General features: G+C 45.9%; 12 protein-coding genes. 5 read left to right on the top strand and 7 right to left on the bottom strand.

Going from position 1 to position 18635, the window contains the following annotated elements:
- Nucleotides 1-96 precede the first annotated feature (96 nt).
- The 4 genes from ACN6MV_RS07815 to ACN6MV_RS07800 all read right to left on the bottom strand — a co-directional run bounded on the left by ACN6MV_RS07815 (nucleotide 97) and on the right by ACN6MV_RS07800 (nucleotide 7168).
- Nucleotides 97-1926 (bottom strand): fibronectin type III domain-containing protein, encoded by a 1830-nt coding sequence (locus tag ACN6MV_RS07815; protein WP_419886102.1) that lies wholly within the window; start codon nucleotides 1924-1926, stop codon nucleotides 97-99.
- 52 nt (nucleotides 1927-1978) lie between these two features.
- Nucleotides 1979-4264 carry an exosporium glycoprotein BclB-related protein gene (locus ACN6MV_RS07810; RefSeq protein WP_419886101.1) on the bottom strand — a complete coding sequence of 762 codons (2286 nt, stop codon included), beginning with the start codon at nucleotides 4262-4264 and terminating at the stop codon, nucleotides 1979-1981.
- 14 nt (nucleotides 4265-4278) lie between these two features.
- Nucleotides 4279-6102: a glycosyltransferase gene (locus tag ACN6MV_RS07805; RefSeq protein ID WP_419886100.1), complete on the bottom strand. Its 1824-nt coding sequence runs from the start codon at nucleotides 6100-6102 to the stop codon at nucleotides 4279-4281.
- A 607-nt stretch (nucleotides 6103-6709) separates the two neighbouring features.
- Complete coding sequence (locus ACN6MV_RS07800) at nucleotides 6710-7168, bottom strand: Lrp/AsnC family transcriptional regulator (RefSeq protein ID WP_419886099.1); 459 nt, start codon at nucleotides 7166-7168, stop codon at nucleotides 6710-6712.
- Nucleotides 7169-7340: 172 nt separating this feature from the next.
- Between ACN6MV_RS07800 and ACN6MV_RS07795 the strand changes: the two genes are divergently transcribed.
- Both ACN6MV_RS07795 and ACN6MV_RS07790 read left to right on the top strand, forming a co-directional pair.
- Nucleotides 7341-8507, top strand: a complete 1167-nt coding sequence (locus tag ACN6MV_RS07795; protein ID WP_419886098.1) for a serine hydrolase domain-containing protein — start codon at nucleotides 7341-7343, stop codon at nucleotides 8505-8507.
- A complete protein-coding gene (locus tag ACN6MV_RS07790; protein WP_419886097.1) occupies nucleotides 8497-9657 on the top strand; it encodes an MFS transporter in 1161 nt (386 codons plus the stop codon). Before ACN6MV_RS07795 ends, ACN6MV_RS07790 begins: the two co-directional genes overlap by 11 nt.
- 168 nt (nucleotides 9658-9825) lie before the next feature.
- On the opposite strand, the gene ACN6MV_RS07785 is transcribed toward ACN6MV_RS07790, so the two are convergent.
- On the bottom strand, nucleotides 9826-12090 hold the full coding sequence (locus ACN6MV_RS07785) for a beta-glucosidase family protein (RefSeq protein ID WP_419886096.1): 2265 nt from the start codon (nucleotides 12088-12090) through the stop codon (nucleotides 9826-9828).
- Nucleotides 12091-12201: 111 nt separating this feature from the next.
- Between ACN6MV_RS07785 and ACN6MV_RS07780 the strand changes: the two genes are divergently transcribed.
- Nucleotides 12202-13476, top strand: coding sequence for a helix-turn-helix transcriptional regulator (locus tag ACN6MV_RS07780; RefSeq protein ID WP_042125335.1), 1275 nt, complete (start codon nucleotides 12202-12204; stop codon nucleotides 13474-13476).
- 35 nt (nucleotides 13477-13511) lie between these two features.
- Here ACN6MV_RS07780 and ACN6MV_RS07775 read toward each other — a convergent pair whose 3' ends face one another.
- Nucleotides 13512-14672 (bottom strand): serine hydrolase domain-containing protein, encoded by a 1161-nt coding sequence (locus ACN6MV_RS07775; RefSeq protein WP_419886095.1) that lies wholly within the window; start codon nucleotides 14670-14672, stop codon nucleotides 13512-13514.
- Between the two features lie 165 nt (nucleotides 14673-14837).
- Nucleotides 14838-15671, bottom strand: coding sequence for a metallophosphoesterase (locus tag ACN6MV_RS07770; protein WP_042125333.1), 834 nt, complete (start codon nucleotides 15669-15671; stop codon nucleotides 14838-14840).
- A 189-nt stretch (nucleotides 15672-15860) separates the two neighbouring features.
- On the opposite strand from ACN6MV_RS07770, the gene ACN6MV_RS07765 reads away from it, so the two are divergent.
- Nucleotides 15861-17513 carry a helix-turn-helix domain-containing protein gene (locus ACN6MV_RS07765; protein WP_419886094.1) on the top strand — a complete coding sequence of 551 codons (1653 nt, stop codon included), beginning with the start codon at nucleotides 15861-15863 and terminating at the stop codon, nucleotides 17511-17513.
- Between the two features lie 174 nt (nucleotides 17514-17687).
- Nucleotides 17688-18635 carry an iron-hydroxamate ABC transporter substrate-binding protein gene (locus tag ACN6MV_RS07760; RefSeq protein WP_419886093.1) on the top strand — a complete coding sequence of 316 codons (948 nt, stop codon included), beginning with the start codon at nucleotides 17688-17690 and terminating at the stop codon, nucleotides 18633-18635.

Below are 18635 nucleotides of genomic sequence, written 5' to 3'. Positions count from 1 at the left end.
TTGCTTTCAAATAACAAAGCAGAGAGTTTTCTCTTTCGACATACAAAAATAGGGAATTCCCTGCCACTTAGGCATGGAATTCCCTACTCTTCAAATTCAATTAGTTTCTTCTACAAGTGAAATTGTAACCGGATCAATGACATTAGTATAAGTGCCGTCACCAAGCTGGGCTAGTCCATTGTAACCCCAAGTCAGCAAGGCTCCCTCTTCGCTAACCGCTCCGCCGCTCATATAACCTGCACTAATAGTAACGATACGACTGCCAATATTGAGCATTGACGCGATAGAACGCTCTGACTCAGCTCCACCACCGAGTTGACCCTCGTTGTTCGCTCCCCATAGCCATACGGTTCCGTCCCTCTTCAGCGCTATGCTGTGCAAGGCGCCAGCGGATACGCTGATCACTGAGCCAAGATCCACCGCTTGAACGGGAGTATAATGATCTTCGGTTGTCCCATCACCCAAAATCCCCTTGGCGTTCGTTCCCCAGCTCCATACGGTTCCGTCCTTTTTCACTGCCATGCTGTGGTAGAAACCGGCAGATACGGACGCAACCCCGTTTAATTCAGCAACTTGCACGGGAGTCGAGCGGTCAATCTTTGTGTCATCGCCGAGTTGACCATACGCATTGAACCCCCATCCATAAACCTGACCCTCGCGGCTAACCGCTAGATTATGAAAGGCTCCGGCCGAGATTGATGCGATTGGCTCCAAACCTACAACCTGCACCGGTAATGTGCTATCCTCGTTGGTACCATTTCCAAGCTGCCCATAAGCATTAAGTCCCCACGCCCACACCGTTCCATCGGACAATAACGCTAACGAATGCTGCTCACCCGCTTGAACCGCTACGACATGCGCCAATCCAGGCACTTGCTGCGGCATAAGCTGGGACTCCACCGCACCATTACCCAGCTGGCCCACATTATTGCCTCCCCATGTCCAAACCGTTCCGTCCGTCGCAAGTGCGATGGAATGGTCTTGTCCAACGGATGCGGCACTTATCTCCGGCAAACCAACAATTCGCACAGGCTTATTACGAGTAATGGTCGTACTATCACCGAGCTGACCTTTCCTATTATTGCCCCAAGCCCATACGGTACCATCCGGCTGGATAGTCAATGTATGGAAGGAATTCCCGTTGCCCATGCTCATAACCGGACCAACCACACTTACATCATCAAGTGTACTAACCTTCAACTCGTTACTGAATGCTGATTTATTCCCCGCTTCGTCTATAGCTTGTACTAAAAAGGTGTACTCTTGTCCAGCCTTCAAGTTGACGGCCGAGTAGACTGTTGTGCTGACCGTTACTTCTGCCAACAGATTAGAGTCCTGATATAGAACATATTCCGCAACTCCCACATTATCATCGGATGAACTCCATGCCATGCTAATACTGTCCGATGTGCGACCGATAAGACTTAACTTAGGGCTACTCGGCGGTTCTTGATCGGCTAGTGGGAGTTCCTCTTCTTTCGTTGTCGGAGATTGTGCTTCTGCTGGAAGCGTATTTGCGATTAAAGGGAGACTTGTTTTTGATACAGGTCCAGATAAATTTACCGCTTGGACCGTGAATGTATAGCTCCGCTCAGAAGCTAATCCCTTCACCGTATACTCCGTTAACCCATCTGAATTAAAGGTGTAGACCACATCGGTCACGCTAGAATTGGTCTGCTCCGCTAGGCTTACCTTATAACTCACATCGGAGTCAGAGCTTCCCACTACGGCATCCCAGGTAAGGCCGATGCTTGTGGAGGTTGTACCGCTAACTGCCAGATTCGCCGGTGCAGCCAGCAGCTTTACTTGTTCAAAAGCACGCCCTTTTGCATACCCCGCAGACGGAAATTGAATGACGAATGGAAATATAAGAACTAACACCAACAGTAAGCTCAATCTTTTTATCGAAACTAGCTTTCTTGCCAAATTTAATCACTTCCTATCAAATAAAATGGATGGTCCAGCCCCAAATCTTGAATTACTTAATTTCAATTCCAGCGCTCGCATAACCTGTTACTGAATTTATCAAGCTTAGACCGGCAGCTGTAGAAGTGAATACTAGCATTAAGCGATCACCAGCCTGAACAGCAGCATTTAATCCTGTTGCTGATCCGGTACTAATAGATCCGATAGATATTATTCCTGTAAAACTAGGCGCCAAGGATACTGCTGCACCACTAATAGGAGTAAAACTATTGCTGTTACTACCCGCTTTATACATTTGTGCTTGAATGTTTACGGTTGTGCCTACTAAAGACATTGCTGTAGTTGTACTGAAGAAAGCATAAATCGAAGTAATCGTACCATTACGCGGAACGACAAACGCCAGGTTAAGATTCGAACCATAATTTCCAGTCAAATCTATTGTATTACCTATTATGCTAGCTCCTGAGTACGAATTGCCAAATCCGAGCATTGCCCCTGTGCCGGTTAATCCCCCCGGGATTGTCGTTACGGTAATTGGTGCTCCGGAAGAGAATGGAATTATTGTTGATACACCTGATGCGCCAGCTGCCCCGGTTGCTCCGGTTACTCCTTGAATGCCTTGGACTCCCTGTGGTCCGGTCGCTCCGATTGCTCCAGTCGGTCCAGTCGCTCCAACTGCTCCAGTTACACCGTTAGCTCCAGCCGCCCCGGTTGCTCCGGTTACTCCTTGAATGCCTTGCACTCCCTGTGCTCCGGTTGCTCCTTGAATACCTTGGACTCCCTGTGGTCCAGTTGCTCCGATTGCTCCAGTCGGTCCAGTCGCTCCAACTGCTCCAGTTACACCGTTAGCTCCAGCCGCCCCAGTTGCTCCGGTTACTCCTTGAATACCTTGGACTCCCTGTGGTCCAGTTGCTCCGATTGCTCCAGTCGCGCCGACTGCTCCAGTTACACCGTTAGCTCCAGTCGCCCCGGTTGCTCCGGTTGCTCCGGTTGCTCCTTGAATACCTTGGACTCCCTGTGGTCCAGTTGCTCCGATTGCTCCAGTCGGTCCAGTCGCTCCAACTGCTCCAGTTACACCGTTAGCTCCAGCCGCCCCGGTTGCTCCGGTTACTCCTTGAATACCTTGGACTCCCTGTGGTCCGATCGCTCCGGTTGCTCCGGTTGCTCCAGTCGCTCCAACTGCTCCAGTTACACCGTTAGCTCCAGTCGCCCCGGTTACTCCTTGAATGCCTTGCACTCCCTGTGGTCCGGTCGCTCCGGTTGCTCCTACAGCTCCAGTTGCGCCTGTTGCTCCAACTGCTCCAGTTGCTCCCGTAGCGCCTTGCGGTCCACTGGAGCCAGAGGACCCGTTTTGACCTGCTGCGCCAGTTGCGCCCGTGTCTCCCTTATCACCTTTTGAACCTGTCTGGCCTAATGCCACCATTCCTAATACTTCAACGAAGGAAGCCACTCCTCCATTATGGATGAGCGTCACCAATGCCCCTGTAGGCAACACACCCTTGCCATTGTCTCCGAACAGAACTGAATGGGTATTGATTTCGAACTTCGACGTCTGGCCGCTGCTGCTTAACAATTCGATAGAATTCTTCGACATCGAGACGACAGAGCCATGGATAATTCGATCGGATACCGTGCTCGCAAATATTTCCGTCTTAGATAAAATAGCAGCAAACTCGGCACGAGTAGCCGTCTGCTTAGGTTTAAAAGTATTATTAGGGAAACCCGAAATGACATTACGGTTTACTGCAGCATTAATGTAGCCTGCTGCCCAGTCCGATGCGTCTGACGCATCCGAAAAACCGATGTTGCTATCCTTAAACTCTATCGCCTCAGATTCCTTGCCTGCCGCACGAATAATTAGACGTGTTATCCACTCGCGACTTGCTTGCTCTTTTCCCCAGATGACGGTATTTGGTCTCTCTTCCTCACTTGGGATTATTAGGCCGATGTCAATGGCTTGCTGTATCCATACAGTTGCCCATGAATCCACAGTGAAGGGCAGGCTCGTTCCATTTTCTTTTGGTTGCTCATATCCCATGAACCTAAGCACCATAACTACCGCTTCCTGATTCGTGACTGGACGGTTCGGGTTGAAGTTGCCTGAACCATCTCCTTCAATTACCCCTAGTGCGGACGCTTTGGTAATATACTGGTACGCCCATGAAGAAGTATTGACATCGCTGTAAGCCGCTGCGCTTGCCCGGGGTAGAATACCACTAAAGGCAGGGCTCAATGGTGCAATTAACTGACTCATTAGAATAAATGCCATGGAGCTCTTGTAGGCTAATTGATTCCCATTCTTCTTGCCACTTGCCTTCGCTCTCTTTAGTCTTGCCATTAACAATGTCCCCCTCAAGTATATAAAGTTACGTATTGCTTTAAATAATCGCGATTTGCTATGACGCTAGGATGCTTCGGTACGTAACCCCTAGCTAATTCATTGTGATAGTTAGCTTCTTCGTGTTGACCTAAGCGATCATAACAAACGCATAATTGCAGATGTGGCAGCCACGTCCATGCCGAATTGTCTATTCTAGCGTTAGGCTCAGTCGGCTTAGGAACTTCTGTAGCTAGCTTGTACCAAAAAACAGCATTCTCGAACCGTTGTTCAACTAGCTCATAAGACCCTAATTGGCAACAAGCTTCTGCTCGGGGAGGTGACAATGCAAAGGCTTGAAGTACTTTAAGCTTAGCTTCTTGAAAGCGGCTTAATTGCGCCAATGCATCGGCGGCACGCCGACTCGCTAGCAGCTTGTCCTCCATCCAGCCATCCGGCATTGCAATGAAGGTATCATATTGCTCTATCGCTCGCTGCCATTGGCCGTGATCATACAATTCATTAGCATAATAAAATAAATCCCGCGGAGTGAAGCTCGCCTGCGCTTCGATCATCCCCTCATAGATAAGCAGATTACGCGAAGACTGCGTATGCTTTCTATCATGCGTTATGCCTAACTCGGCATAGAGTACTTTGCCTTCGACCTCCAGGTACTCATGAACAATTCCAATCCAACGGAAACCACAACTTCGTCTAACCAGACGATTCCGCCTTAAACTCGAAGTTACGCTACCGTCCTTATCTCGGTCGAGATAATAATGCATCGATACGGCATCAATATCCCATGGTAATCCGGATATAACGGACCCTAGAGCCTCTGCATCCTCTGATTGCAGATAATCATCCGCATCCAACCACAGCAGATACTCTTGAGTGGCGAGACTGAAGGCATAATTTCTTGCTTTGGAGAAATCGTTCACCCATTCGAAATCATAAACCCGAGCTCCATAAGAAGCCGCGAGCTCTTTGGTTCCATCACTCGAACCCGTATCCACAATAATGATCTCATCGACTAGCTCCCGCACGCTGGATAAACAACGTCCTAAGGTTTGCTCTTCATTCTTCACGATCATGCATAAGCTGACCGTGACCTTTCGCGTACTGCAATGCAATGACGAAGTTAAATCGAATCCCCATTTACTTATGGCCATAGCACGATTCAAGATTAATCTGTTATTGTACCAATCGGGATCATTGGGATTGACTGAAGGAGGTTCCTTCCGGAAGACTACGCATCCTTCCGCTATGTAAATATCCAGATTCATAGATAATGCGCGATAACACAGATCATCGTCCTCATAGGATTCAACCTCAAACCTCTCATCGAAGGACCCCATCTGCTCAAAATAGTGACGCGGTATCATCATTAGCAAACTGACAAGCCTAGGAACCCGGGTCCAAGACATCGATTTCCCAATGGCAAGCATTGACGCCGACTGATAGAGTTGCTCCATGTTCTGATAAACAATCGGAATCCTTTGGCCACCGCTAACGTCATTCATCCTCGGACCCACGATCGCAGCATTCGGATGATGGTCCAGACAGCCCGACAACTGCTCAAGCCACCCCTCATTTACCATGATCTGATCGCGGATAAATACAAGACGATCACCCGAAGCGGACCGCGCGCCCAGATTAAATGAAGCTGCAACCCCTTTACTCCTGCTATGAATGACATGAACACCATATTCATAAGCAAGGAAATTCGATACTTCGGCAGATTCATTATCCGAGACAACAATAAGTTCATAGGACATAGACGTATATTGCTTAATTCGATCCAGACATTGTACGGTTACGTTAAAGTGCTGAGCCAACAATATAATGCTAATATTCATTCGCTTTGTACCATCCATTATTATTTAGTTGTAGAACGCTTCCAAATACGATTAATTCCTTAAAGCCCCATATTTCCTCCAACATTCGACAATTCACCTAAATCTACCATTCTATCCGTGGTCCAATCAAGACAACTAAAGTTGCTATTTAATACTCACCCGTACATTAAGAAAATTATCGATTATCTTATCTTTTTTCATACCACTACTAGCATCTTGTACAAGTCATTCCAACAATATATATAAAAAAAGAGCATAAAAATAGTGTACGTTGTCATCACTTTTGTCATATGACATTATGGTATTTAATGTAATATAAGTCATATAGAAGAGAATGAATGGATAATTTAGATTCATTAACTCAACCCTTTAAAACCAAAAAAGCCGCCTCTAAGGGCAGCCTTTTTCTAAATACATCATTGATTACGAACGTTAGGGATTACTCCATCTTACTCCACATCATATTGATCTAAAGTACCTTCTGAAGAAGTTTGTATCTTCAATAAAAAATTGTGGATTATCTAAACCGTTATTACGACCAACGCCCTCTTTTTTACATAGAAGAGTCTTTTGGCGTTGCTAAGGGCTAGCGGATTAATCTTCAAATCTAACTCAGCAAGTTTAGGCTTGCTTCTTCAAGCGATGGTATAAGAAATTTATGATCGATTGGCGATGACATCACGATTAGAATCGTGTAGGTACCGTATTTGTCACATTGATTTCCGAACTCCTCAAGCGCTCGGGTAGAGTCGGTTACTACTTTCAATAAGTAGTTGTGTTCCCCACTTATACGGTAACATTCAACGACATCGGGAGACGAACGGCAGAAATCAAGAAATGCATTACAATCCCTTGAATGAAATAACATGTAGGCAGCAGCATGCTTGCCAATCTTTTCAGGGGAAATTATGGTGCGATACTCGCTGATGATGCCTTTTTCCTCCATGCGCCTAACTCTTTCCGTAACTGCAGGTTGTGATAAACCGACACATTTTCCCAGCTCTGTCATAGAAATTCTCGCTTGACTCTGAAGGTGAAGAAGAATTTGCTTATCAATATGATCCATCGAAATCTCCTCCTTTAAATTTAAGGTCAATCCTATAAACTAACTTGTAATTAATCGTTATAAAGGTAATTTAACTTAGTTACCTTATGTAATCAAGGTACCTTATTTTATATAATAACCCTACAATAGTAAAGCATTTATGACTTTAACTATTCCGAAGGGATGAAGACTGTTGGAGATATTGGATTCACATAAAATTAATTCAGAGGGATTACCCCGTCGTGTCGGTGAGGTAATTGATCGTACACTTGCCGACAAGCGGTTAGTTGGTGCTGTTGTTAAAGTGGCGATAGATGGAGAACTGGTTTATAGCTGCGCTGCCGGTCTTGCCGACCGCGAAAAGAACCTGCTTATGCAAGAAGACGCCTTATTTCGGCTCGCTTCGGTTACTAAACCTATCGTTTCAACTGCTGCTCTAGTATTAGTGGCGCAAGGTCGCCTGCGGTTGGACGATCGTGTTGATCGTTGGCTTCCAGAATTCCAGCCACGTTTGCAGAACGGTGAGGTGGCCACAATGACGATCCGTCATTTGATGACACACACCGCAGGTCTGTCTTACCGTTTCTTTCAAGAAGAGAATGGCCCCTACCAACAAGCGGGAGTATCAGATGGCATGGATCAGCCCGGCATTACGTTGGAAGAGAACCTACGTCGGCTAGCCTCTGTCCCCCTCCTCTATACGCCAGGTACCGAGTGGAGATATTCCATCGCAACAGATGTGCTTGGAGCAGTAATTGCAAAGGTCACAGAGACACCACTCAGCGAGGCCATACATGCGCTCATTACAAAACCGTTGGGTATGAATGATACCGGATTTATTGCAGTCGATTTAGAACGGTTGGCCACTTCCTATACCAATGATAGTCCAGAGCCACGGCCTTTGCTTGATTCGGACAGCATTTCCTTCGTCGAGGGTACAGCAGGATTCTTGCTTGCACCTGGTCGAGCACTGGACGACACTGCCTATCCTTCAGGGGGAGCTGGTATGGTCGGCAGCGCCGGAGACTTTTTGCAACTACTAGAAACATTACGCAAAGGCGGAGCCCCTCTGCTGCCGGAATCTTTGGTTCAGGATATGACAACCAACCAGATCGGTGATCTGCCAATGGCCTTTTGGCCAGGCCGAGGCTTTGGCCTAGGCATTACGGTACTCAAGGACCCTGCAGCCGCAGACACTCCAGAATCCCCAGGGACATGGCGAATGGGCGGTACCTATGGTCATTCGTGGTTCGTCGATCCCAAGCAGCGGCTCAGTGTTGTCGCGTTCACCAATACCGCACTGGAAGGCATGTCAGGTCAGTTTACAGTTGACCTGTGTGAAGCTATATATGACAACTGAACGTTTCCCATGGGCTGGATTACTTGCCCTTGCTATGACGGGGTTTATCTGTATTCTTACCGAAACCATCCCAGCTGGGCTATTGCTCCAAATTGGGGACGGGCTTGGCGTCTCCGAGGCCCTTGCAGGTCAACTTGTCACTTTGTACGCCCTTGGTTCGCTGTTAGCCGCGATTCCTATAACCACCGTGACACGCGGATGGCGGCGGCGTCCCCTTCTGCTAATGTGCATCCTTGGTTTTCTCGTATTCAACACCGTCACCACTCTTTCTTCAAATTATGTACTTACGCTGGGAGCTCGGTTCTTCGCAGGCGTATCCGCTGGAGTCTTATGGGGCATGATTGCAGGTTATGCCCGGCGTATGGTCCCGGAATCACGCAAGGGCCGAGCTATGGCGGTGGCGATGGTGGGCACGCCTCTCGCTCTAGCACTCGGTGTCCCTGCCGGAACACTTCTTGGCACCCTTGTGGGCTGGCGCTCCATCTTCGGGATCATGTCGCTTCTGGCTCTGATGCTTGTCGCCTGGGTAGTTTGGAAGCTACCGGACTATCCAGGGGAGGCTCCTGATAAGCGGCTCCCTCTCTACAAGGTTTTTGTTATTCCGGGAGTAAGGCCGGTACTGTTTGTCGTTCTGGCATGGGTGCTAGCACATAACATCCTGTATACCTACATTGCACCCTATCTTACTCAGGCAGGGCTTACCCAACGCGTTGACTTGATACTGCTTATTTTTGGCATAACTGCGCTTGTTGGCATCTGGGTCATCGGTATTTTGATCGACCGTAAACTACGTCCATTGGTTCTAATCAGCCTCGTGGCTTTCGCCTTGTCATCCATTGTGCTGGGCATTAGTAGCAGCCAAATAATGATCTATTTAGTGGTTGCTGTATGGGGGTTGACGTTCGGAGGAGCGGCTACTTTGCTACAAACAGCAGTTGCTGAAGCAGCTGGCGAAAGTGCAGATATGGCCCAGTCGATGTTAGTAACGGCATGGAACCTAGCTATCGGCGGTGGCGGCGTGATGGGTGGGATTCTTATTGAAACAGTTGGTGTCCGCTCCTTCCCGTTGGTATTGTTTATTCTATTAATTCTTGCGCTACTAGTAGCGTGGCAAGCTAAAGAATACGGATTTCCTTCAAGGAAGCGTTGAGGCACACCTAAGAAATCATGCCACAATCATCAAGTTTACTGATATCGGCAACTGAACAAGAAATTAAAAAAAGTAAGCCAGTGGTGCATATCAAATATGACTAATATGGACTACTGGCTTACTTATATTAGATTTTTATTAAAGATCAGACTTGGCCTTTTCTATCTCCTACTCCGCAGCCAAAGAATTAAATTCTTGCAGATCCTTGGCTAAATCTTCTTCCGTGTATTTCCCTTGGCCGAATCCAATCAGTGCCCGCAGCGGCATATATTTCATCATCGCCATGAACATTTCTGGATTATCGCCCATCGCATCGCCTAACCCAAAAACACTGCTGAATTTCTTCACTTTATCTGCCGTCCGTGGATTGACTAGCAAATCACCAACGGTACTGTTGCGATGATATCGTAACGCAAGCGGAACTGTCGATTCCACTTCAATAGAAGCAGTCAGACGAATATCCCTTGAAGAGGAACCGATAGCAATGTCAAAAATGCCACTTTCCACATGCCAATCCCCAATGTTGACGTTGTAATAAGCAAAGGAACGTTTATCCAGTTCAAAAGCAACCTCTTGCTCTTCCCCAGGCTGAAGCGCTAGCTTCTGAAAGCCCTTTAGCTCCTTAAGTGGGCGGATTACGCTGCTCTCCACATCACTAACATAGAGCTGAACGATTTCTTTTCCAGCACGAGTACCTGTATTTTTGACGGTAGCCGTAACTTTTACGGACTCGTTATCTTTTATACTGCTCTTGGAAATTGTTAAATTACTGTATTGAAATTCTGTGTAGCTTAGGCCAAAGCCGAAAGGAAACAGCGGTTCAAGCTCTTTTTTATCATAATAACGATAGCCTACAAACAAACCTTCTTTATACTCCACTGTATCCCCTTCACCCGGGAAATTAAGAAAGGATGGATTGTCGCTCAGCTTCATCGGGAAGGTCTCTGCCAGTTTACCGCTTGGACTAACCTCTCCAAACAATAGATCTGCAACTGCACCGCCAAAAGCCTGCCCACCTAGATAACCTTCAAGAATCCCCTTCGTTTTATGGATCCAAGACATTTCTATGGGTGAACCATTGCTGAGCACGACAACGATATTGGTTTGCACCTCAGCCACTGCATCGATCAGTGCTTTATGGCTCTCTGGAAGTGACAAGTGACTGCGATCATACCCCTCTGATTCATAGTTATCCGGAAGTCCAAGGAACAATACGGCTATATCCCCTTTTGCCGCTGTATCCCGCGCCTCTTGCAGCAAGGCTTCATTAATTCGTTCATGATTCAGTTCATAACCTTGTGCATACAGCAGTTCGGCAGAACCTGCGAGAGCCTTCATCTCTTCAAAAGCGTCATCTAATTTCGTCGGATTCACATGTGAGCTGCCCCCGCCCTGATATCGTGGATTTCTAGCAAACTCACCTATGACCGCAATCGTTCCTTGTTTAGCTATCGGTAAAATATGATCCTCATTTCTAAGGAGCACCATGCTCTCCCGTGCCACTTCACGAGCCAGTTGGTGATGTTCTTCCGCATTAAATGATGCATTATCTTTACGGTTCTCCACCGCCTTAAAAACAAAGGCAAGTAACCGTTCCACTGCAAGATCCAACGTTTCTTCAGCCAGCTCGCCGCTTTGTACTGCTGCGACAATCTTAGCATCACCAATTCCTCCGGTTGAAGGCATTTCCAGCTCCAGCCCTGCTTGCAGCGCCTTCACCCGTTCATTGACCGCACCCCAGTCGGAGACGACGAATCCCTCGTAGCCCCATTCTTCTCTAAGAATCTTAGTCAGAAGAAATTCACTCTCGGAAGCATACTCACCGTTCACTCGATTGTAAGAGCACATCACGCTCCATGGCTGACCATTCTTAACTGCGCCTTCAAAGCTAGCCAGATAAATCTCCCGCAGCGTCCGCTCATCAACAACGGCATCAACAGACATTCTCCGGTGCTCCTGATTATTAGCGGCAAAATGCTTGAGTGAGGTTCCTACTCCTTCACTTTGCACACCTTTGATATGATTCCCGCCCATCTCCGAAGAAAGGTATGGGTCTTCCGAAAAATATTCAAAGTTACGGCCGTTCAATGGAGAGCGCTTAATATTTGTTCCCGGTCCAAGCAGAACAGCAACGTTCTCTGCTTGACACTCTTTCCCGAGTGCTTTACCCACACGCCCGATTAAATCCCGATCCCAAGAAGAAGCCATCCCTGCTGCTGAGGGAAAACAAGTCGCAGGTACACTATTATGGAGTCCGAGATGATCGGCGCTCTCTTTTTGCTTGCGTAAACCATGGGGTCCGTCCGTTACCATTAAAGAGGGGATTCCGAGTCGTTCAATGCCCTTCGTATGCCAGAAATCAAGCCCTGAGCAGAGTCCTGCTTTCTCCTCAAGGGTCATTTTTGATATGAGTTCTTGAATGTTGGTTTTCATAAAAATACCTCCTCTGAATGTATCTATCCCCATTTTAATCGACTTCATATTAGATTTATGGCATTATTATTGTATTTTTGGTATTCTGGTTGGGCGAGGAGGCTGAAAATATTGAATCATTTAGATGATCATGAAGGAGCGCAATATATCTGTAAAGTGTTGTATGAATCGCTGCATATTCCTGTGTTTCTGCTAGACGCCAATCGGAGAATTGAGCTAGCGCTGCCTTCCTCAACGGAAGGCGCCCCATGGGTTTATGACATTAATGAATTCCTTTCGGAAATTGCAGATTCTACTAAAAGAGAGAACAATTCTATTCTGGATCACTCCAATGCCTCCATACCGATCATTCGCACTACTAGTTTCCTAGAGAATTACATCCTTCTCCATCTGCCCTCTGGCAGCAGTAACGGGGGAAGTATTGTGATCGGTCCTACACTGTATACTCAACTTTCAGAGAATAATATGACAAGTCTGATGCGTGACCATGAGGTTCCACTCAGACTGCACGAGCAATGGATGAAATACTACCGCAGTTTAGCTGTGCTTAATAGAATGAGACTCAACCATACCGCTATGCTGCTATACTCGCTCGTCACTGGAAAGACGCTATCCCTTAGCGAACTGTTATTGAACACTCGAACTTTTGAACATAAACAGCCTCTCTCAGACAGTTTAGACTTAGACGTTTCCTACCGACGTGAGAATACATGGCTGCACCACGAACCCATGCTGGAAAAAGCATTATTTCACCATATCAAAAATGGGAATAAGGCTGAGCTGCTTCGTGTCCAGGCAACCTTCTCTGAAGAGAATTACGGAGTACTCTCCAAGAAGAGCCATTTACGCAACAAAAAGAATCTGGCGATCTCCTGCATTACGCTTGCTACACGTGCCGCTATTGATGGAGGACTGTATTGGGAGATTTCTTATACCCTAAGTGACTTTCACATCCAGCATATCGAAGAACTAAAGGATATTCCTGCCGTAGATCATGCTATTCTTAATGCTCTTTGCGATTTCGCTGACCATGTCAAAGAGAGCCGAATGGCGAAATTCTCGCGCACCGTGGCCCTCTGTCAAAACTATATTTTCAACCACCTATATGAGGAACTCTCTTTAGATAAGCTAGCTGAAGTCGCAGGATTAAACAGGAGCTATCTCTCCCAATTATTTAAGAAGGAAACAGGATTCACGGTCAGTGATTTTATTCAATTCGAGCGGATTGTAGAAGCCAAACGATTAATCGAATTACCGGGCATTAGCTTATCGGATATCGCTACGAGGCTACATTTCAATGACCAGAGCTATTTTACCAAAGTGTTTAAGAAGTATACCGGAACCACCCCTAAACAATTCAGAAAAAACTGGGAAAGTACGCTATAGGCATAGGAGACACGACTAAAAATCTAAAAGGATAATTAAAGATCAGTGATGGCTGCCAGAACAGTATTATTGAAGTAATCCACATACATATTTTTAAATGGCTTCTGGTGATCTAGCTCTACGGATAAATGTACTGTAACTGTCTGATAAACCGGATCCACACAGAGGAATGGACCTGCCGCACCCCAGTGTGAATAAGCTTCTGGAGAGAACAAATCTCCACCGTCACGCTTCGTGCCGTTAATCGCCCAACCGTAACCCCAATAGGCTTCAGGAAAAATCTCGTCTCTATATTGTGAGGATACGCCTGGAATTTGATTACGGGTCATTTCTCTCACTGTTACCGGACTAAGGAATCGTATTCCGTTATAAATCCCACCGTTAAGAAACATCTGACCAAAGACAGCCAAATCCATCGCCGTTGAATAAGCGCCGCCCCCCGCAGAGACAGAATTCAGATTGTACTCACTGTCTACCCATTCCGCGCACGCTGCTTCTGGTGCACGTCTAACTACTTGGTCCCGTACTTCCATCGGCACACGATAATATGTATTTTCCATGCCAAGCGGTATAAAGATGTTTTCATTTACGAATACATCATAAGCTTGTCCACTCACTCGCCGGATGATTTCACCCAACAGCTCATAACCATACCCACAGTAAGACATGACTGTACCAGGCTCATTACTAAGCGGTGCATCATAACCGCCATACAAGTACTTATGTTGATCTGGGTCTTGATTAGGTTCGTGCGGAGGGTACTCCCCTTGCTCCTGTTTCGCTTGCCCATTCTGCCAAATGACCTCACCCTCCAGACCAGAGGTATGTGTTAACAAGTGATGTACGCATACCTTAGTTTTGCCTTCACCTGTAAATTCGGGGATGTAATCGGAAACAGGTCTGTTTAGACCTACTTTCCCTTGTTCCATTAACATCATAATAGCGGTTGCCGTAAACAGCTTTGTTATGGAGCATAGTGGATATATAGCATCCACAGTTAATTCCGCTGCGCCTGGCTCTGGACCGAATTTACCGTTCGCTTGATGGACTAGTAGTACCCCCTTTCTCGCAGCAAGTATCACTTGTGCCGGTGTGATGTTGTCTTCAACCATTTGTGCAGCTGCTGTACGTATGCGCTCCACGCCGTAAGCCGACATCCCCGCCTGTTCTAGCCCATTAAATGATAGTCCTTTCATAGGTAGCCCTCCTAAATAATTTTATTTAATACATATATAAACTATTATACAAATATATTAAATAATCCTGCTTACTTGCTATTTTCCTGTTAGCCGATTATTAATAAAAAAAGCTGATCTCGGATTTTTCCCGAAAATCAGCTCCAACAACGTTCTTTTTCTTCACTAAGTGACTGCTACTTTAAATGCGTCGACGTTTAATACCGATCCATTGATGGTCAATGTGGCATTATAATAGCCTCGATTCCCATTTGGCGTACATTTATAATCACCAGAACATCCGCACACGAAGAATTTAGTTTTCGTATAGCCAGGATAAATATTGGTAAGCTTCCGGTAAAACTTGTGCCCATGATGCGTAAAAATGGCAAGTATCTTATCTCTCACCTTCGCAGGAATAGCCCCAAAAAACTTAGCAGTTTCCGCCGCGCTTAATACATGGCTTGGATCAACCGTGATCCCGCTCACCTTTAAAGGCCAATGAAAATCAATAATATAAAAATGCTGATCATCTAAATTTTTCAATATATTAATACTGCCCGGAGTGAACTGCCCCATAGCACAATTAAGCCACACGTACTTCACCATACCCTGTGTCCCCGGAAAATTCATTTGCCCTTCCACTGCACCTAAATATTGCGTGAACAAGGACTGTGTACTAGCCTCCCAATTCCCTATAGATGCTTTATAAGGGATGCTCCCCAGCGTGCTTGTTACCGTATCTTTAAAATCCTTGTAGTAAGCATTTGCATTATTTCCATGATTCGCTCCCGCTTGCGTGTTATCTCCTCCAAAAATAACAAATCTCTTATTCCCGCTGCTTACTGCCTTTGGCAAAAGATTCTTAAAAATGCTAGCGCTATTCCCATATCCGACATGGCTGTCCCCAATAACCGCGAAGTTAATGGTCTGGGCTGTTGCTTTAGGATTCAGATTAGATTTGGGTTTAGGTCTGGAGAAAAGCTTGCGCTTCTTGGCTGAGGCTAACTGCTTTTTCATCTTAATCACCTCTTTAAAATGGATAAAGAATACCTGGTAGTATGTATATTCGATCCAATATGCTTTCTCTTGGACAGACAAATCTTTTAAAAAGGGAAGATGTTATAATTGGTTCCACAGAAGTCAATAATACTGTTCAATCCATAGATTTATAGTTTGAAAATATATTCAACTAACGGAGGCCTTATTTTGAATAACGTTATCCCGGAATGGGCCGAATCTCATTTTCCTTTATATAGCGCTGGCAGCATTCAATCGATGTATGGGACCTCAAATCTACCAAGAGCTCAGATCCATGAGAATCTAACCGTGCTGCTGGCCGTTGCCGCTGGTAAAGGGAGCCTTGAGGTCAATAATCTAACTTATGAGCTTACGGAAGGAAGCGTAATCCTACTCCCCGCTAATATTCATGCCGCTTTAATTACAAATCTTCAGCAGCCGCTTCATGTGTATAAGCTCACCATCTGGATTCAGGAGCAGACACAGGCCATACCTGGCGGTGCAATGATCCGAAAAAGCGAGATTGCTTCGGGTTCAAATATGCTGTTGTTTCCCTATGAGCCTGCGATTGTATCGAGTATCAGGGAGTTGTATCTCCACCGACTGCCAGATCGAGAAACACGCCATATACAGAATCAAATGCTCTTTCATCAAATTATTCTGCAATTATTAGAACAGCAGGAAGCCAGATATACAGTCAATGAGCAACCTTCGATGGAACGGAGCATTTCTTACCTGGAGAATCACTTTAGCGAAAAAATAACACGTGAGTACTTGGCCGCCATTGCGGGTGTAAGCAGCTCGCATTATTCAACGCTGTTCAAGCAGGTGACAGGCTTCAGCCAAAGCGAATATCTGTCACGGCTACGGGTTCATAGTGCCAAGGAGCTTTTGCTTAACGGTTCAGGCACACTTAGGGAAATTGCGCTGAAGGTAGGCTACAAGGATGAATTTTATCTCAGTCGTCGCTTTAAGCTGCAGACAGGCGCATCTCCATCCGGTTACAGCCGAAGCTCGTTCCAGCGAGTTGCCGTAATGCTTACCCCTTATGCCAGTCATCTACTGTTACTTGGCTTAGAACCTGCGGTTACCATCTCTGAAAGCAGTGAATATTTGAATCTTTCGGATCAGGAACCACCGCAGTCGATGAAATTTATCAATACAAACAGCTCTGCTGAACAGATCAGGTCGCTATTACTTGAGGCCAACGTCGAACTGATTATTGCGGCGAAAGAACATCTGGAGGAATACGGATTGAAGGCCGGGCAGCTGCGAGCTGTAGCACCGATTATGGAGATCTCTTGGAATGAAATCGGATGGAAAGATCAGCTGCGATTAATCGGCCGGGCCATTCAGCGGAGTGAACGGGCGGAGCAGTGGCTGAACGATTTTGAACAAGAAGAGCTAGAAGCCCGCGAAGTAGTGCAGCACAGCACAGTCGCTAATGATATCATCACCATTCTGGTAATCAAGCCTGAGGAGCTACTCGTTTACGGAGCAAGGAATGTAGGTTATGTGATGTACCAATCCCTTGGACTTAGAGCACCGACCTTGATTGACAACGAGATAAAAAGATTGGGAGATCAGTTCCATTCGATTTCGATCGGGGTTTCAGATCTTGCAGATTATGCAGGAGACCGAATTTTAGTCATTGTTTTTCCCGATGCCAAAGGATCTACTGCGCATACTGAAGCAATCTTTCAATCCCCTTATTGGAACCAGCTTCCCGCAGTGCAGCAGAAGAAAGTCCATTTACTTGATCTGGATGATTGGGTGCCTTATAACCCGGCTTCGATTCGTTTACAACTGGGACGTGCTGTAGCTTTATTCGGAGGCAAATAATAGTCCAAGCCTTTTTTCCAACAAAAAGGCATGGCTAGGTACATAAGTGATCCCTATAATGATTACAAATGCGAATGATTCTCATAATCACTCTGAGGTATAGCTGAAGATTGATTTACACTTCTGGAATTGTTCCAAGAAACACTGTCATACAAAAAAGGGGAGACTTATTTAATGAGAAAGATATTTATTCCGTTTGTACTTATTATGGGGCTTGCACTCAGTGCTTGTGGGGGAAATCAGGCGAAAAATGAGGCTAGTCCTACAAACAACCCATCTTCTGCTCCTGCTGCAGAGTCAGAAAGTGCAACTTTTACTTATCAATCCGAAGACGGGCCTGTTGAGGTTCCAACACATCCTCAGCGTGTCGTTGTACTCACCCGTTTTTTAACAGGTAATGTTATGGCACTGGGTGTGCCTGTTGTAGGCGTAGATGAAATGTCCAAAACCAACCCACGCTTTGAAGAACAGCTGAAAGACGTAGAAGCGGTTAGCGATGAAAGTCTGGAGAAAATCATTGAACTGCAACCGGATCTGATCATCGGGCTCTCCGATATTAAGAATATCGATAAATTCAAGCAAATCGCACCAACCGTTACTTATACTTATAATAAAGTGGATTATTTAACCCAACAGCTGGAAGTCGGCAAATTGGTGAACAAAGAAAAAGAAGCTCAAGCTTGGGTCGATGACTTTAGCGCCCGCACTAAAAAAGCTGGTGAAGAAATCAGAGCGAAGATCGGCGATAATGCAACTGTGTCTGTTATTGAGACCTTCAATAAGCAATTATATGTTTACGGATATAACTTTGGCCGCGGAACTGAGCTTCTTTATGGGGACTTTAAACTCGGTATGCCAGAATCAGTAAAAGAAAGCACCAAAACGGATGGATTCTTTGCTGTCTCGACAGAAGTGCTGAAGGATTATCTGGGCGATTACGTTATTTTCAGTAAAAATGCGGATGAAGATAATTCCTTCCAGAATACAGAAATCTACAAGAGCATCCCTGCCGTCAAAAACAATCGTGTTTTCGAGGCTGATGCAAAAGCATTCTATTTTAACGATCCGCTTAGCCTTGAATACCAGTTGGAATTCTTTGAACAACAATTTCTTGGAAAATAA

The sequence above is a fragment of the Paenibacillus sp. B-A-8 genome (genome assembly GCF_048572915.1).
Taxonomy (GTDB): domain Bacteria; phylum Bacillota; class Bacilli; order Paenibacillales; family Paenibacillaceae; genus Paenibacillus_AQ.
The sequence above is the reverse complement of the archived record's forward strand: the minus strand, read 5'-3'. Positions and strand labels throughout refer to the sequence as shown.

Bases quoted from the DNA above. Each gene is read 5' to 3' on its own strand.
- ACN6MV_RS07810 (WP_419886101.1), bottom strand. From the start codon at position 4,264: ATGGCAAGACTAAAGAGAGCGAAGGCAAGTGGCAAGAAGAATGGGAAT.
- ACN6MV_RS07805 (WP_419886100.1), bottom strand. From the start codon at position 6,102: ATGAATATTAGCATTATATTGTTGGCTCAGCACTTTAACGTAACCGTA.
- ACN6MV_RS07800 (WP_419886099.1), bottom strand. From the start codon at position 7,168: ATGGATCATATTGATAAGCAAATTCTTCTTCACCTTCAGAGTCAAGCG.
- ACN6MV_RS07790 (WP_419886097.1), top strand. From the start codon at position 8,497: ATGACAACTGAACGTTTCCCATGGGCTGGATTACTTGCCCTTGCTATG.
- ACN6MV_RS07785 (WP_419886096.1), bottom strand. From the start codon at position 12,090: ATGAAAACCAACATTCAAGAACTCATATCAAAAATGACCCTTGAGGAG.
- ACN6MV_RS07775 (WP_419886095.1), bottom strand. From the start codon at position 14,672: ATGAAAGGACTATCATTTAATGGGCTAGAACAGGCGGGGATGTCGGCT.
- ACN6MV_RS07770 (WP_042125333.1), bottom strand. From the start codon at position 15,671: ATGAAAAAGCAGTTAGCCTCAGCCAAGAAGCGCAAGCTTTTCTCCAGA.
- ACN6MV_RS07760 (WP_419886093.1), top strand. From the start codon at position 17,688: ATGAGAAAGATATTTATTCCGTTTGTACTTATTATGGGGCTTGCACTC.